We start from the raw sequence: 14474 nt of genomic DNA on the forward strand, positions 1-14474 counted from the left end.
TCTCGACCCCCTAAAGGGGGCTGAAAAAAGGGGCTCGCAGAAAAGGGGGGGGGGATCGGGGAATGGGGTGAGGGGGCGGCAAAAAAACACCCGCCCCCCCCCCCCCCCCGCCCCCGTACCCGCGACTCGTACGCGCTGTTCCTGCTGCCCGGCATCCTCGCGTTCCTGACGATCGTCGTCGTCCCGTTCCTGATGAACACGGGCGTGAGCTTCACCGAGTGGCAGGGCATCGGCAGCCCGAAGTGGACCGGGCTCGCCAACTACCGCGAGCTGATGGACGATGCGGAGTTCTGGGCGTCCTTCCGGCACAGCCTGTTCATGGTCGTCGCCATGGCGGCCGTGCCGACGATGGTCGGCCTGGTGCTGGCCGCCGCCCTGTTCGACTACGTCGGCAAGCACTTCGGGTCGCGGTGGGCGGCGGTGCTGCGCGCCTGCTTCTACCTCCCGCAGGTGCTGCCGATCGCGGTCGCCGGCATCGTCTGGAGCTGGATCCTCGCGCCCGACAACGGTTCGCTCAACGAGCTGCTGAAAGCGGTGGGGCTGGGCTCCTGGCAGCAGGACTGGCTCGGCGACCCCGACATCGCGCTCTACAGCGTCATGGGCGTGATGGTCTGGGTGCAGATCGGCTTCCCGCTGGTCGTCTTCATGGCCGGACTGCAGCGCGTGGACCCGCAGTTGTACGAGGCGGCCGAGCTGGACGGCGCCGGCTGGTGGCGCCGCTTCTGGCACATCACGCTGCCGCAGATCCGCCCGGAGATCTACGTCGTCCTGACCTGGTGCACCATCGCCGCGCTCAAGGTGTTCGGCGCGGTGTACGTCCTGACCAAGGGCGGCCCGGGCGGCGCCACCGACGTGCCGTCCTACTTCTCCTTCTCCACCTTCTTCGAGAAGACGCAGGTCGGCTACGGCGCCGCGATCTCCACGATCCTCACCGTGATCATCCTGGTCCTCTCCCTGGTCCTGCTCAAGCTCCAGACCCGCAGCGAGGAAGGGGACCGCGCATGACGACCGCCCTGCGCCGCTACCCGGTGCTGATCGCCCTGTGCATCGCCGCCCTGTTCATGGTCGTCCCGTTCGTGATCGTCGCGGTCAACGCGGTGAAGTCGCCCACCGAGTACTCGCAGAACGGCCCGCTCAGCCTCCCCCACGGCCTCTACCTGGACGGCCTCAAGGACTTCTGGCAGCGCGTCGACTACAGCCAGAAGCTGGTCAACTCCGTGCTGATCAGCGGCTCGGTGGCCGTCCTCGCGGCCGTCCTGTCCGTCCTGAACGCGTACGCGATCGGCATCGGGCGGATCAAGGGCCGCACCTGGGTCCTGGCCTTCTTCGTGCTGGCGAACATGCTGCCGCAGGAGGCGCTGGTCTACCCGGTCTACTACCTGAGCAAGCAGGCCGGCCTGTACGACACGAGGCTGAGCGTGATCATCGTCTTCACGGTGATCCAGGCGGCCTTCGGCACGTACCTGCTCTCGTCCGTCCTCGGCCAGTTCCCGCGGGAGATCATCGAGGCGGCCAGGATCGACGGCGCGAACAAGTGGCAGGTCCTGTGGCGGATCGTCGTCCCCGTCAGCCGGCCCACCATCGGCGTGCTGCTGGTCTTCTTCTTCATCTGGACCTGGAACGAGTTCCTGCTCCCCCTGGTCATGCTGATCTCCAACGACAACCAGACGGTCTCGGTGGCCCTCGGCGTCCTCCAGGGCCAGCGCCTGATGGACGCGACGATGACCAACGCGGCGGCCCTGCTCGGTGTCCTGCCCGCGATCGTCTTCTTCCTCGTCTTCCAGCGGACCCTCACCCGCGGCATCGCCGTGGGTGCCGTCAAGTAAGGACTCCCCACGTGAAGTTCTCCGATGGTTACTGGCTGCTGCGCGAGGGCGTCACCGCGGCCCACCCGGTCGAGGTCCTCGACGTCGAGGCGGCTGGGGGCACCCCCTCCGGGGGAGGCTCGCTGGAGATCCATGCGCCGACGCAGCCCATCCGGCACCGCGGCGACCTGCTGAAGGGACCGGTCGTGACGATCAGTGCGAGCGCTCCGATGCCCGACGTCATCGGGGTCACCTTCACCCACTTCGAGGGCGAGCAGCCCCGCGGACCCGAATTCGAGCTCACCGGCGAGGAGTTCGCACCGCACGTCTCCTACGACGAGGAGCACGCGACCCTCACCTCCGGCGCCCTGTCGCTGAAGCTGGCCCGCACCGGCACCTGGCACCTGGACTTCCTCGCGCACGGCCGGGTCCTGACCTCCAGCGGCCCCAAGGGCATGGGCATCATGCGGGACTCCGCCACCGGAGGCCACTACCTGCGCGAGCAGCTGGGCCTGACGGTCGGCACCTCCGTCTACGGCCTCGGCGAACGCTTCGGCCCGCTGGTCAAGAACGGCCAGGTCGTCGACATCTGGAACGCCGACGGCGGCACGGCCACCGAACAGGCCTACAAGAACGTCCCGTTCTATCTGACGGACGCGGGCTACGGCGTCTTCGTCGACCACCCCGGCAAGGTCTCCTTCGAGGTCGGCTCGGAGGCGGTGTCCAGGGTGCAGTTCAGCGCCGAGACGCAGGAGCTGACGTACTACGTCATCCACGGGCCGAGCCCGAAGGAGATCCTGCGCAAGTACTCGGCCCTGACCGGCCGCCCGGCCCTGCCGCCGGCCTGGTCCTTCGGCCTGTGGCTGTCGACGTCCTTCACCACCTCCTACGACGAGGAGACGGTGACGTCCTTCATCGAGGGCATGCGGGAGCGTGAACTGCCGCTGTCCGTCTTCCACTTCGACTGCTTCTGGATGCGCGAGTTCAACTGGTGCGACTTCCAGTGGGACCCGCGGGTCTTCCCCGACCCGGAGGGCATGCTGGCCCGGCTCAAGGAGCGCGGCCTGCACATCTGCGTCTGGATCAACCCCTACATCGCCCAGCGCTCACCGCTGTTCGCGGAGGGCAAGGCGCTCGGGCACCTGCTGAGACGGCCGGACGGCAGCGTCTGGCAGTGGGACATGTGGCAACCGGGCATGGCGCTGGTCGACTTCACCAGCCCGGCCGCCCGCGACTGGTACGCGAGCAAGCTGGAGGCGCTGCTCGCACAGGGCGTCGACTGCTTCAAGACCGACTTCGGCGAGCGGGTGCCGGTCGACGTGGCCTGGTCCGACGGCTCGGACCCCGAGCGGATGCACAACTACTACACCTACCTCTACAACCGCACCGTCTTCGACGTGCTGCGCAAGCACCGCGGCGAGGGCGAGGCCGTGCTCTTCGCCCGCTCGGCGACCACCGGCAGCCAGCGGTTCCCGGTGCACTGGGGCGGCGACTGCGAGGCGACGTACGAGTCGATGGCCGAGTCGCTGCGCGGCGGGCTCTCGCTCGGCCTGTCGGGCTTCGGCTACTGGAGCCACGACATCGGCGGCTTCGAGGGCACCCCGACGCCCGCGCTGTTCAAGCGCTGGATCGCCTTCGGCCTGCTGTCCTCGCACAGCCGGCTGCACGGCAGCTCCTCGTACCGGGTGCCGTGGCTCTTCGACGAGGAGTCGGTGGACGTGTTGCGCCTGTTCACCCGGCTCAAGCTGCGGCTCATGCCGTATCTGTACGAGGCGGCGCGCACCGCGCACGCCGAGGGCCTGCCGATGATGCGGGCGATGGTGCTGGAGTTCCCGGACGACCCGGCGTGCGCCCATCTCGAACGGCAGTACATGCTCGGCCCCGACCTGCTGGTCGCGCCGGTCTTCGACGACGAGGGGGACGTCTCCTACTACGTGCCCGAGGGCACCTGGACCCACTACCTGAGCGGGCGGACGGTGACCGGCCCGCGCTGGGTACGCGAGCGGCACGGCTTCCTGAGCGTGCCGCTGCTGGTCAGGCCGGGCGCGGTGATCCCGGTGGGCGCGGTGCAGGACCGGCCCGACTACGACTTCGCGGACGGCGTGACACTGCGGGCCTACGGCCTGGAGCGCGGCGCGCAGGTGACGGTGCCGGTGGGCGACGTGACCTTCACCGTCGTACGCGAAGGGGACACGCTGCGGGCCTCGTGCAGCGATCCCGCGGCGGCCTGGGCGCTGGCGGCCGGGGAGCGGACGGCGACGGCGCGGCCGGGCACGGGCTTCCTCTCCCTGGAGCTGGAGGAGGAGCGGGGGCAGGAGCCGGACCGATGGTGAAGATCACCGATGTGGCGCGGCACGCCGGGGTCTCCCCCAGCACGGTCTCCTACGCGCTCAGCGGCAAGCGCCCGATCTCCGAGGAGACCCGGCGGCGGGTGGCCGAGGCCATCCGCGAGCTGGGCTACCGGCCGCACGCGGGCGCCCGGGCGCTGGCCAGCAGCCGCTCGAACGTCCTGGCGCTCGTGGTCCCCCTACGGGCCGGCATCCATGTGCCGGTCGTGATGCAGTTCGCCGTGTCGGTGGTGACGACGGCCCGCCGCTACGACCACGACGTCCTCCTCCTCACCCAGGAGGAGGGCGACGACGGTCTGCGCCGGGTCGCCGACACGGCGCTGGTGGACGCGCTGATCGTGATGGACGTCCAGCTGCACGACGCCCGGCTGGGGTTGCTGCGCTCGCTGGAGCGGCCGTCGGTGATGATCGGCTTCCCGGCCGATGCCACCGGTCTCACCTGCATCGACCTGGACTTCATGGCGGCCGGCGAGGCGTGCGTGGAGCATCTGGCGCGGCTCGGGCACCGGACGGTGGCGCTGGTCGGCTCGCCGCCGGAGGTGTATCTGCGCCGGACCGCGTTCGCCCAGCGCGTGGTGCAGGGCTTCACCGCCGCCGCGGACCGCAGCGGGCTGGCCTCCTCGGTCCACCCGTGCGAGGCCTCACCCGCGGCCGCCCGCCTGGTCGCCGAGCAACTGCTGCGCGAGCAGCCCGCGTTGACCGGGGTCGTCGTCCACAACGAGCCGGTCGTGGAGCCGCTCATCGACGCCTTCGAGCAGCTGGGCCTGCGCGTTCCCGGCGATCTGTCGGTCACCGCGATCTGCCCGGACGAGCTCGCCGAGTCCGTCCGGGTCCCGGTCACCTCCGTGGCCCTGCCCTCGGCCGAAGTGGGCGAGCGGGCGGTGCAGTTGCTGATGAAGAAGCTGGACGGCGGCGCCGTACCCGAGGCCACGCTGCTGCCGCCGAGGCTGACGGAGCGGGCGAGCACGGCGCCGCGGACCCTTGCGTGAGAGGGGACTTCAGCCCGCGAGCCCCCAGCCGAGGCCGAGGCGGTAGGCGGCGCACAGGTTCACGTCGAGGATGTAGGCCCCGGCGGTCCCGCACTGCTCGCTGCCGGTGCCGGGGTCGACCGGCTGCCCGTGCCCCATCCCCGTGATGCTGTACGTCTCCACGACGGCCTTCCCGGCGGAGTCGCGGAAGACCTGGTGCGGGTAGCCGGCGACGGTGTCGCTGACGTCGGCGGTCTGGTCGGCCCCCTGCACATCGGTCCACTGCTTCATCAGGTCGGTCATGTTGACGGGCTTGACGGTGTAGTCGGCGCTGCCCTGGAAGACGGTGAGCGTGGGCCAGGGCCCGGTGTAGCCGGGCCGGGCGGCCCGCACCCGGTCGCCCCACTGCTGCGCGGTCTGCGTCGCCCCGACGTACATGCACACGTACGGCGATCCGGCGGCCTGCGCGCAACCGTAGGGCAGCCCGGCGACGACCCCTCCGGCGGCGAACTTCTCCGGGTAGGCCGCCATCATCACCGAGGTCATCGCCCCGCCCGCGGACAGCCCGGTGACGTAGGCGCGCGAGACGTCGCCGCCGGTGTCGGCGAGCTGCCGGTCCAGCATCTGCGCGATGCTCGCGGCCTCGCCCTGCCCCCGCGCGATGTCCCCGGTCTGGAACCAGTCGAAGCAGTTCGACGCGTTGTTGGCGCTCTGCTGCTGCGGCAGCACGACGGAGAACTTCCACCGGTCGGCGAGCTGGATCCATCCGCTCCCGTTGCCGTATCCGGCGGCGTCCTGCGTGCACCCGTGCAGTGCGACGACGACGGGCCGTCCGGCCGGCAGCCCGTCGGGCACGTAGCGGAACATCCGCAGCGCACCCGGGTTGGACCCGAACCCGGTGACCTCCTGGAGGGACGCGGCGTGCGCCCGGCCCGGCGCGACGAAGGAGAGGAGGGCGACGAGGAACGTCACCACGAGACAGATGCGGCGGCTTGCGGCTCTGCTGTGTGTCATGGTCATGGGGAGGGACCGTAGAAGCGTGGACCAGTCGCCGATATGGAGCCGGAGCCCACAAACACGACGAAGGCCCGGTGGTCTGGGACCACCGGGCCTTCAACATGAGGAGTGGAGATGGCGGGAATCGAACCCGCGTCCAACGGTGCGGAATCAGGGCTTCTCCGTGTGCAGTTCGCTGTGATTTTCTCGGCCCCGGCGATCACGCGAACAAGTCGCCGACGGGCCCAGTCACTGTTTGGTTTCCCTCTTCACCCCGTGACCGGGATCAAGGTTTAGTTCCCTAGCTGATGCCAGGATCCGGGTCGGGAACAGCCCCGGGCTGACACTTCGCAAGTCGCTACTTAGGCAGCGAGGGCGAAGGAATCGCGCTTGGTGTTGGCGATTATTTTTTGCGACATATGGTTTACGAGATCATTGCCGCTTCCTCGACACGCTTCCCCTGCTTCGACAGCCGCTGTCGAAACCGATCATCCCCATGTTGTGTTTTCAATGCGTGCACCCTCCGTCGGGGCGCGATCCCATCGTACGGGAACAGCGCACGCGGATGCCACCGTATTCCCGGCGGCTAGACGGCCCGCTGCCTGCGCTTCGCCGCCGCGATCGCGCGGTCCGACTCCCGCCGGTCCTGCTGCTCGCGCAGGGTCTGGCGCTTGTCGTACTCCTTCTTGCCGCGCGCCAGCGCGATCTCCGCCTTCGCCCGGCCGTCCCTGAAGTACAGGGCGAGGGGCACGATCGTGTGACCCGTCTCCTGGGTCTTGGCCGCCAGCTTGTCGATCTCCTCGCGGTGCAGCAGCAGCTTGCGCTTGCGGCGCGCGGAGTGGTTGGTCCAGCTGCCCTGGTGGTACTCGGGGATGTGGGCGTTGTGCAGCCACGCCTCACCCCGGTCGATCTGGACGAAGCCGTCGGTCAGCGAGGTGCGTCCCTCGCGCAGCGACTTGACCTCCGTACCGGTCAGGACGAGACCGGCCTCGTAGGTGTCGATGATGGCGTAGTCGTGCCGGGCCTTCTTGTTCTGGGCGACGATCTTGCGCTTGCCGCCCTTCTCGCCGTCCTTGGCCTTGGCACCGCCCCCGCCCTGCTTGGGCTGGGACTCCTTGGGTACGTACATTCCCTTGCTCATAGTGCTGTCCATTTTCGCACTACGAAGGGGGGTGCGGACCAGCCGTTAATCGGCGTCGCCCACGCCGGCGAGCACGGTCTCGGCCCGGTCGACGGCCTTCTGGCCCTGCGCGGTGACCTCGAGGTCGGGCGTGATGCCGTGTCCGTCGACGCTGCGGCCGGAGGGGGTGCGGTAGTGCCCGACGGTCAGCTCGGCGACCGAGCCGCCCGGGAGCCTGCTCGGCATCTGCACCGAGCCCTTGCCGAAGGTGCGGGAGCCCACGACGACCGCACGTCCGCGGTCCTGGAGGGCGCCGGTCAGCAGCTCGGCCGCGCTCATCGTCCCACCGTCGACGAGCGCGACCAGCGGTCTCGCCGTGTCGCCGCCGGGATCGGCGTGCAGCGCCTGCTCCTCGCCGTTGACGTCGTAGGTGGCCACGAGGCCGCCGTCCAGGAAGGCCGAGGCGGTGGTCACGGCCTCGGTGACCAGGCCGCCGGAGTTGCCGCGCAGGTCGAGGATGATCCCGGCGCCGACCGGGACCTGCCGTACGGCGGCGCGCACGACGTCTCCGGAGCCCTTGGTGAACGCGGCGATCCTGATCACGGTGACCCCGCCGGCCAGCCTGCGGACGCCGACCGAGTCCGTGGACAGCCGGGCCCGGCGCACCGTCTCGGTCCACGCGCGCGTGCCGCGCTGCAGGCCGAGCCGGACCGCCGTGCCGGCGGGCGCGTCCTGGGCGTCGCCGCGCAGCAGGGAGACGACCTCGGTGACCGGCCGCCCGTCGGCCTTCTCACCGTCGATGCTGCGCAGCCGGTCGCCCGCACGGATCCCGGCGGCCGCCGCGGGCGAGCCGGAGGCCACCTTGGTCACCTCGATCAGGCCGTCCCGCTCGCGCCGCGCCCACAGGCCGACGCCGGTGTACTGGCCGTCGAGGGCCTCTTCGAACTCCTCGTAGTCCCCTTGGGAGTAGACGGCTCCCCAGCGGTCGCCGCTGCGGCTGACCGCACGCTCGGCGGCCTCCATCGGGGACTTGCCGTCGGCCATGGCCTCCTGGGCCGCCTTGGCCACGTCCTCGTGGTGACCGGCGGGGACGGCCGAACGGGCCTCGCCCGCGGCGGATTTCCGGTCGCTCTCGGGGAACGAGCCGGTCGCGGCGCCGGCGACCAGCACGCTCGCGAAGACCAATGTCAGGGCGGCCCCGCGGCGGAAACGGCGGGGCTGGGCCAACAGGTCGCGACCTGACATGCCGGTGAGTCTAGGACAACGAGAAGAGCCGTACGGCCGGTTGACCGTACGGCCCCCTTGGCATGCGTCACACCTTCAGGTACTTGCGCAACGCGAAGAACGCGGCAAGCGCGGGCATGAGCAGACTGGTGGCCAGGATGAGCGGCAACTTCGTCAACACGGCGTCCCAGCCGATGAAGTTGATCAGATTCAGCTTGTGGGACAGGTCCAGGCCGTGGTCGATGATGAAGTACCGGGCGACCACCAGGAATCCGCAGGCGACGCCGCCTCCGATGAGTCCGGCGACCGCCGCCTCCATGATGAACGGCGCCTGGATGTAGAAGCCCGAGGCACCGACCAGGCGCATGATCCCGGTCTCGCGCCGCCGGCTGAACGCCGAGACGCGCACGGTGTTGACGATCAGCATCAGCGCGACGACGAGCATCAGCGCCATGACCGCGCGCGCGGCCCAGTTCATGCCGTTCAGCAGCCCGAAGAGGTTGTCGAGGATGCCCTTCTGGTCCTGCACCGACTGCACGCCGTCGCGCCCGTCGAAGGCGGTCGCGATGACCTGGTACTTCTGCGGGTCCTTCAGCTTGATCCGGTACGACTCCTGCATCTGGTCCGGCGTGAGGGAGCTGGCCAGCGGGGAGTCGCCGAACTGCTGCTTGTAGTGCTTGTAGGCCTCGTCCTGCGACTCGTAGGTCACCTTCTGCACGACCGAGGACATCTTGCCCAGGTCGGACATGATGGCCTTCTTCTGGTCCTCGGTGACCGCGCCCTTGGCGCAGTTGGGGTCGGACTCGGCGTCGCTCTTGTTGCAGAGGAAGATCGAGACGTTGACCTTGTCGTACCAGTAGCCCTTCATCGTGCTGACCTGGTCGCTCATCAGGAGCGACCCGCCGAACAGGGCGAGCGACAGGGCGACGGAGACGATCACCGCGAAGGTCATCGTGAGGTTGCGGCGGAGACCGACACCGATCTCGGAGACTACGAACTGGGCGCGCATGGCGTCTTCTTCAGGCCTTTCCGTGGACGGTCGCGGTCAGTGCTGGTAGCCGTAGACGCCGCGTGCCTGGTCGCGGACGAGGCGGCCCTTCTCCAACTCGATGACGCGCTTGCGCATCTGGTCCACGATGTTCTGGTCGTGCGTCGCCATCACCACGGTGGTGCCGGTCCGGTTGATCCGGTCGAGCAGCTTCATGATGCCGACGGAGGTCTGCGGGTCGAGGTTTCCGGTCGGTTCGTCCGCGATGAGCAGCTTGGGGCGGTTCACGAAGGCGCGCGCGATGGCCACGCGCTGCTGCTCACCACCGGACAACTCACCGGGCATCCGGTCCTCCTTCCCGCCGAGACCGACGAGGTCGAGCACCTGGGGCACGGACTTGCGGATCTCGCCGCGCGACTTGCCGATCACCTCCTGCGCGAAGGCGACGTTCTCCGCCACCGTCTTGTTCGGCAGGAGGCGGAAGTCCTGGAACACCGTCCCCAACTGGCGCCGCATCTGCGGCACCTTCCAGTTGGAGAGGCGCGCGAGGTCCTTGCCCAGGACGTGCACCTGACCGTGACTGCACCGCTCCTCGCGGAGGATCAGCCGCAGGAAGGTGGACTTTCCGGAGCCGGAGGACCCCACGAGGAACACGAACTCGCCCTTCTCCACTTCCAGGGAGACATCCCTGAGTGCGGGGCGGGTCTGCTTGGGGTAGACCTTGGAGACGTTGTCGAATCGGATCACGGATGCACCACGGGTCGCCGGGGGTAGGTGAGCGTGACCATACGCGAGTCAGGTGCACGGCCGCAGGCGCCGGTGAGGGTTGCATGGGGCTTGTGCCTTTTTGTACCGCCGAGCTTTCACAGATGGCCTCGTGGCAGCTCACCCAAGGGGCGCGGGGAACTGCACGATCGGCCCCCACGACCCGCAGTCGCGTGACGACCCCCACGCACCCCTTGCGGGCGACCCCCGCGCGACCTCCGGAGGAACCTGGCACAGTAGAGAGGGGAACGTTCGACGACCCCCGAGCGTTCTTCCGGTGGAAGCAATGTCAAGGAGGGCGAGCGCATGACGTACGACCGGCTGGTGTGCGCTAACTGCGCGGCGCCCGTGAGCGAGGGCCGGTGCCCCGTGTGCCGTGCGAACCGCGAGCGGCTGCAGCAGGAGAACTTCTTCGCGGGGCTCAACCCCATGGCGCTGATCGCACTGCTCGCGGTGCTGATCGCGGCGGTGGCGCTGCTGGCGCACCAGACCGTTTAGAGCGCGGCACAGACACCCACAGACGCCCGAGGGGCCCGGAGCGATTGCACGCTCCGGGCCCCTCGTCGTACGTCGTCGCACACATGGCGTGCGCGGGCGGCTACCGTCAGGCAGCCGCACCGCCGCGGCCGCCCATGAGGCGCGGCAGCACGCGGAAGCCGATGCCGCCGGCGATCATCGTCGCGGCGCCGACCAGCAGGAACGCGGTCTGACCGGCACCGGTCTCGGCGAGCTGGGCGCCGTTGTTGTTCTGGCCCTGGTCCGAGGTGTCCGAACCGGTGTCGGTGAGGGCCGAGGAGCCCTCGTCCTGGGCGGAGTTGTCGTTGCTGCCGCCCTCGGGGCTGGTGCCACCGGTGCTGGAGCCGCCGGAGTTGCCGTGGTCACCGCCGGTGCTGCCACCGCCGGTGGTGCTGCCGCCGCCGGTCGAGCCGCCACCGGTGGTGCTGCCGCCGGTGGTGCTGCCGCCGGTGGTGCTGCCGCCGTCGGTCGAGCCGCCGGTCGTGCTGCCACCGTCCGTGGTGCCACCGTCGGTGGTGGTGCCACCGTCGGTCGTCCCACCGTCCGTGGTGCCACCGTCGGTCGTGCCGCCGTCGGTGGTGGTGCCGCCGTCGGTCGTCCCGCCGTCCGTGGTGCCGCCGTCGGTCGTGCCACCGTCAGTGGTGGTGCCACCGTCGGTGCACACGCTGATGGGGCAGCCGCCGTCGGTCGTGCCGCCGTCGGTGGTGGTGCCGCCGTCGGTGGTCCCACCGTCCGTGGTGCCACCGTCGTCGGCCGTGCCGAGGCTCACGCCGACGTTGACGGGACCCGCGTCCACGCCGACGTCGATACCCGCGGCGGAAGCGGCACCGGCGGCGGTCAGCGAAGCGCCCGCAGCGATCACGGCACCCGCGGCGATCCGTGCGACACGGATCCGCGTCTTCTTGGTCATGTGGTTGCTACCCCCAGTAGCTGAATCGTCAGTTGGGCGGCGCTCGGGGGCCGTGATCGACGGAGACAGCTACGTGATGAAAGCCCCCCGGTTCACATGCGCCCCAGAGATACGCATGCCACGCTTCACCCTTCCCATTTTTCAATGCAACGTCAAGGCCATTGCGGGCGCAATGTCCAACTACGTGTCCTATGCCGGTCATTGAAGCGTGTGAGTGTGATGTAAAACCCAGACATCGCGCGCGGAAGCGGTCACGAAAAAGGCAACTGCCGCCTCACGGGCGGCAGTTGCCTTGTCGACAAACGTACTTCTTCTGCTTACTTCTCCTGCTGCTTGCGCCAGCGAATTCCCGCCTCGAGGAACCCGTCGATCTCGCCGTTGAACACGGCCTCGGGGTTGCCGACCTCGAACTCCGTCCGCAGGTCCTTGACCATCTGGTACGGGTGCAGGACGTACGAACGCATCTGGTTGCCCCAGGAGTTGCCGCCGTCGCCCTTGAGCGCGTCCATCTTGGCCTGCTCCTCCTGGCGGCGCCGCTCGAGCAGCTTGGCCTGGAGGACGTTCATCGCGGTGGCCTTGTTCTGGATCTGCGACCGCTCGTTCTGGCAGGAGACGACGATGCCGGTGGGGATGTGGGTCAGGCGCACCGCGGAGTCCGTGGTGTTGACGCCCTGGCCGCCGGGGCCCGAGGAGCGGTAGACGTCCACGCGCAGCTCGGACTCGTCGATCTCGATGTGGTCGGTCTGCTCGACCACCGGGAGCACCTCGACACCCGCGAAGGAGGTCTGCCGGCGGCCCTGGTTGTCGAAGGGCGAGATGCGCACCAGGCGGTGGGTGCCCTGCTCGACGGAGAGCGTGCCGTAGGCGTACGGAACCTGCACGGCGAAGGTGGTCGACTTGATGCCGGCCTCTTCCGCGTACGACGTCTCGTAGATCTCGGTCTTGTAGCCCTTCTGCTCCGCCCAGCGCAGGTACATGCGCTGCAGCTTCTCGGCGAAGTCGGCGGCGTCGACGCCGCCGGCCTCCGCGCGGATGTTCACGAGCGCTTCCCGGGAGTCGTACTCGCCGGACAGGAGCGTGCGGACCTCCATCTCGTCCAGCGCCTTGCGGACGGCGGCGAGCTCGGACTCGGCCTCGGCACGGGTGTCCGGGTCGTCCTCCTCCTCGGCCATCTCGAAGAGCACGGCGAGATCGTCGATCCGCCCCCGCAGCGCCTCGGCCTTCCTGACCTCGGCCTGCAGATGGCTCAGCTTGCTGGTGATCTTCTGCGCCTCGTCCGGGTTGTCCCACAGGGACGGCGCGGCCGCCTGCTCCTCGAGCACGGCGATGTCTGCCCTCAGCTTGTCGAGGTCCAGAACGGCCTCGATCGACTCCATGGTCGAGGAGAGGGACTTGAGCTCTTCGGATACATCGACGACTGCCACGCCCTCCAGCGTAACGGCTCCGCCAGGCGAGCAGCGCCGGGCCGCCGTGCCGGGCCTCGGCCGGTGCCGGGCGGGCCGGGAGCACCGGCCGCCTGCGCGATCAGGGTGACGCCGGCGCCGAGCTGCTCCTGTCCTGGGGCGTCGCCCCCGCGTCGTCCCCCGACGTCGCCAGCCACGTGCCCACGCCCGCTGCCGCCGCCAGCAGCAGGGCCGCGACGCCCAGGGTCAGGCGGCGGCGCCGGGTGACGGCGCGGTGGCGGGCGGAGCCGGGGCGCGGGGCCCCGCTCGCTCGGGGTGCGCGGGCCGTGCCGCGGGCACCGCCCGCGAGCTCGTCGGGGGCCGGCACCCGCATCGAGGTGTGGGTGTCCCGGTTGGAGTCGGCCGGCTTCGCGCCCGGCACCAGTGGTACGGCGCCCCGCCGCACCTGCTCGCGCGTGGGCGCCGCGGGCTCCCCGGCCGGCGCCTCCGGCTCCTCCCCCGGCTCGGTGTCCGGCTCGTCCACGTCCAGCGGCGGCATCCCCTCGACCAGGGGCAGCAGCTCCCGCAGCCGGCCGCCCAGCTCGGAGGCCCGCAGCCGCGAGGCCGGCGCCTTGGCCAGGCACTGCACGAGGAGCTGCCACAGCTCGTCCGGGATGCCGGGCAGCGGGACCACGGTCTCGGTGACGTGCCGTCGCAGCACGGCGCCGGGGTGCCCGCCGCCGAACGGCGTGAAGCCCGCCAGGAGCTCGTAGAGGACGGTGGCGAGGGCGTAGATGTCGACGGCCGCCCGCGGAGGCAGGCCCTCCACGATCTCCGGCGCCAGGTAGTCGGGCGTACCGATGATCTTCGTCGCGCGGGTGCGCCGCGGGGAGTCGATCAGCTTGGCGACGCCGAAGTCGGTGAGCAGGGCGGGGTGCGAGCCGCCCGGGCCGAGCGGGCCCTGCATGTCCAGCAGCACGTTCTCCGGCTTCACGTCGCGATGCACGACCCCCGCCGCGTGCGCGGCCGCGAGCCCGTCGGCGACGTCCGCCACGATCGCCACCGCCGCCGCGGGCGCGAGCCGCCGTTCGCGGTCGAGGCGGGTGCGCAGGTCGGTGCCGCGGACCAGGTCCATGACCAGCGCGAGGTCGTTGCCGTCCACCACCAGGTCGCGGACGGAGACGACGTTCGGGTGGTCCAGGCCGAGCAGCGCCGTGCGCTCCTGGACGAAGCGGCCGACGAGTTCCTGGTCGGACGCGAGATCCTCGCGCAGCAGCTTGATGGCGACCGGCCCCTCGGGTCCCTCGCCCAGCCACACCGTGCCGGCGCTGCCCCGCCCCAGGATCTGGTTCGCGGTGTACCGGCTGCCGATCTTCCGTGCCAAGACTGCTCCTACCGACGCGTGTTAATCGCTAAAACTACGCGTCCGAGGAGCCAACCTTCACCGCCGAG

General features: G+C 70.0%; 13 protein-coding genes and 1 other RNA gene. 5 read left to right on the forward strand and 9 right to left on the reverse strand.

Annotated elements, in window-relative coordinates; translation table 11 throughout:
- Nucleotides 1–54: 54 nt before the first annotated feature.
- The 4 genes from ACFU97_RS03255 to ACFU97_RS03270 are packed head-to-tail and all read left to right on the forward strand — an operon-like array spanning nucleotide 55 to nucleotide 5142.
- The gene (locus ACFU97_RS03255) at nucleotides 55–1005 is read left to right on the forward strand and encodes a carbohydrate ABC transporter permease (protein WP_384250306.1); all 951 of its coding nucleotides are present in this window, start codon (nucleotides 55–57) and stop codon (nucleotides 1003–1005) included.
- Nucleotides 1002–1826: a carbohydrate ABC transporter permease gene (locus ACFU97_RS03260; protein ID WP_384250163.1), complete on the forward strand. Its 825-nt coding sequence runs from the start codon at nucleotides 1002–1004 to the stop codon at nucleotides 1824–1826. Before ACFU97_RS03255 ends, ACFU97_RS03260 begins: the two co-directional genes overlap by 4 nt.
- Before the next feature lie 11 nt (nucleotides 1827–1837).
- Complete coding sequence (gene yicI, locus ACFU97_RS03265) at nucleotides 1838–4138, forward strand: alpha-xylosidase (RefSeq protein WP_384250166.1); 2301 nt, start codon at nucleotides 1838–1840, stop codon at nucleotides 4136–4138.
- Nucleotides 4132–5142, forward strand: a complete 1011-nt coding sequence (locus tag ACFU97_RS03270; protein ID WP_384250169.1) for a LacI family DNA-binding transcriptional regulator — start codon at nucleotides 4132–4134, stop codon at nucleotides 5140–5142. Before yicI ends, ACFU97_RS03270 begins: the two co-directional genes overlap by 7 nt.
- Before the next feature lie 9 nt (nucleotides 5143–5151).
- Here ACFU97_RS03270 and ACFU97_RS03275 read toward each other — a convergent pair whose 3' ends face one another.
- From ACFU97_RS03275 to ftsE, 6 genes are all read right to left on the reverse strand, one after another.
- A complete protein-coding gene (locus ACFU97_RS03275) occupies nucleotides 5152–6135 on the reverse strand; it encodes an alpha/beta hydrolase family esterase (RefSeq protein ID WP_384250309.1) in 984 nt (327 codons plus the stop codon).
- Between the two features lie 109 nt (nucleotides 6136–6244).
- Nucleotides 6245–6613, reverse strand: a transfer-messenger RNA (tmRNA) gene (gene ssrA, locus ACFU97_RS03280).
- A gap of 90 nt (nucleotides 6614–6703) precedes the next feature.
- Nucleotides 6704–7246 (reverse strand): SsrA-binding protein SmpB, encoded by a 543-nt coding sequence (gene smpB / locus ACFU97_RS03285; RefSeq protein ID WP_384250311.1) that lies wholly within the window; start codon nucleotides 7244–7246, stop codon nucleotides 6704–6706.
- 57 nt (nucleotides 7247–7303) lie between these two features.
- Nucleotides 7304–8482, reverse strand: coding sequence for a S41 family peptidase (locus tag ACFU97_RS03290; protein WP_384250172.1), 1179 nt, complete (start codon nucleotides 8480–8482; stop codon nucleotides 7304–7306).
- A gap of 67 nt (nucleotides 8483–8549) precedes the next feature.
- A complete protein-coding gene (gene ftsX / locus ACFU97_RS03295; RefSeq protein WP_384250175.1) occupies nucleotides 8550–9470 on the reverse strand; it encodes a permease-like cell division protein FtsX in 921 nt (306 codons plus the stop codon).
- Nucleotides 9471–9506: 36 nt separating this feature from the next.
- Entirely contained in the window at nucleotides 9507–10196 is a 690-nt protein-coding gene (gene ftsE, locus ACFU97_RS03300; RefSeq protein ID WP_004000799.1) for a cell division ATP-binding protein FtsE, read from the reverse strand.
- Nucleotides 10197–10520: 324 nt separating this feature from the next.
- Between ftsE and ACFU97_RS03305 the strand changes: the two genes are divergently transcribed.
- Nucleotides 10521–10712 (forward strand): hypothetical protein, encoded by a 192-nt coding sequence (locus tag ACFU97_RS03305; RefSeq protein ID WP_384250177.1) that lies wholly within the window; start codon nucleotides 10521–10523, stop codon nucleotides 10710–10712.
- Between the two features lie 106 nt (nucleotides 10713–10818).
- Here ACFU97_RS03305 and ACFU97_RS03310 read toward each other — a convergent pair whose 3' ends face one another.
- The 3 genes from ACFU97_RS03310 to ACFU97_RS03320 all read right to left on the reverse strand — a co-directional run bounded on the left by ACFU97_RS03310 (nucleotide 10819) and on the right by ACFU97_RS03320 (nucleotide 14406).
- Nucleotides 10819–11640: an LPXTG cell wall anchor domain-containing protein gene (locus ACFU97_RS03310; RefSeq protein WP_384250180.1), complete on the reverse strand. Its 822-nt coding sequence runs from the start codon at nucleotides 11638–11640 to the stop codon at nucleotides 10819–10821.
- Between the two features lie 317 nt (nucleotides 11641–11957).
- Nucleotides 11958–13064, reverse strand: coding sequence for a peptide chain release factor 2 (gene prfB, locus ACFU97_RS03315; RefSeq protein ID WP_384250183.1), 1107 nt, complete (start codon nucleotides 13062–13064; stop codon nucleotides 11958–11960).
- Between the two features lie 100 nt (nucleotides 13065–13164).
- Nucleotides 13165–14406, reverse strand: coding sequence for a serine/threonine-protein kinase (locus ACFU97_RS03320; protein WP_384250186.1), 1242 nt, complete (start codon nucleotides 14404–14406; stop codon nucleotides 13165–13167).
- Nucleotides 14407–14474: the final 68 nt, after the last annotated feature.

It is taken from the genome of Streptomyces sp. NPDC057616 (assembly GCF_042800575.1).
In the GTDB taxonomy this organism is placed as follows: Bacteria; Actinomycetota; Actinomycetes; order Streptomycetales; family Streptomycetaceae; genus Streptomyces.

Coding starts and splice junctions, on each gene's coding strand:
- ACFU97_RS03310 (WP_384250180.1), bottom strand. CDS start 11,640: ATGACCAAGAAGACGCGGATCCGTGTCGCACGGATCGCCGCGGGTGCC.
- ftsX (WP_384250175.1), bottom strand. CDS start 9,470: ATGCGCGCCCAGTTCGTAGTCTCCGAGATCGGTGTCGGTCTCCGCCGC.
- ACFU97_RS03290 (WP_384250172.1), bottom strand. CDS start 8,482: ATGTCAGGTCGCGACCTGTTGGCCCAGCCCCGCCGTTTCCGCCGCGGG.
- smpB (WP_384250311.1), bottom strand. CDS start 7,246: ATGTACGTACCCAAGGAGTCCCAGCCCAAGCAGGGCGGGGGCGGTGCC.
- ACFU97_RS03275 (WP_384250309.1), bottom strand. CDS start 6,135: ATGACACACAGCAGAGCCGCAAGCCGCCGCATCTGTCTCGTGGTGACG.
- ACFU97_RS03305 (WP_384250177.1), top strand. CDS start 10,521: ATGACGTACGACCGGCTGGTGTGCGCTAACTGCGCGGCGCCCGTGAGC.
- ACFU97_RS03270 (WP_384250169.1), top strand. CDS start 4,132: ATGGTGAAGATCACCGATGTGGCGCGGCACGCCGGGGTCTCCCCCAGC.
- ACFU97_RS03260 (WP_384250163.1), top strand. CDS start 1,002: ATGACGACCGCCCTGCGCCGCTACCCGGTGCTGATCGCCCTGTGCATC.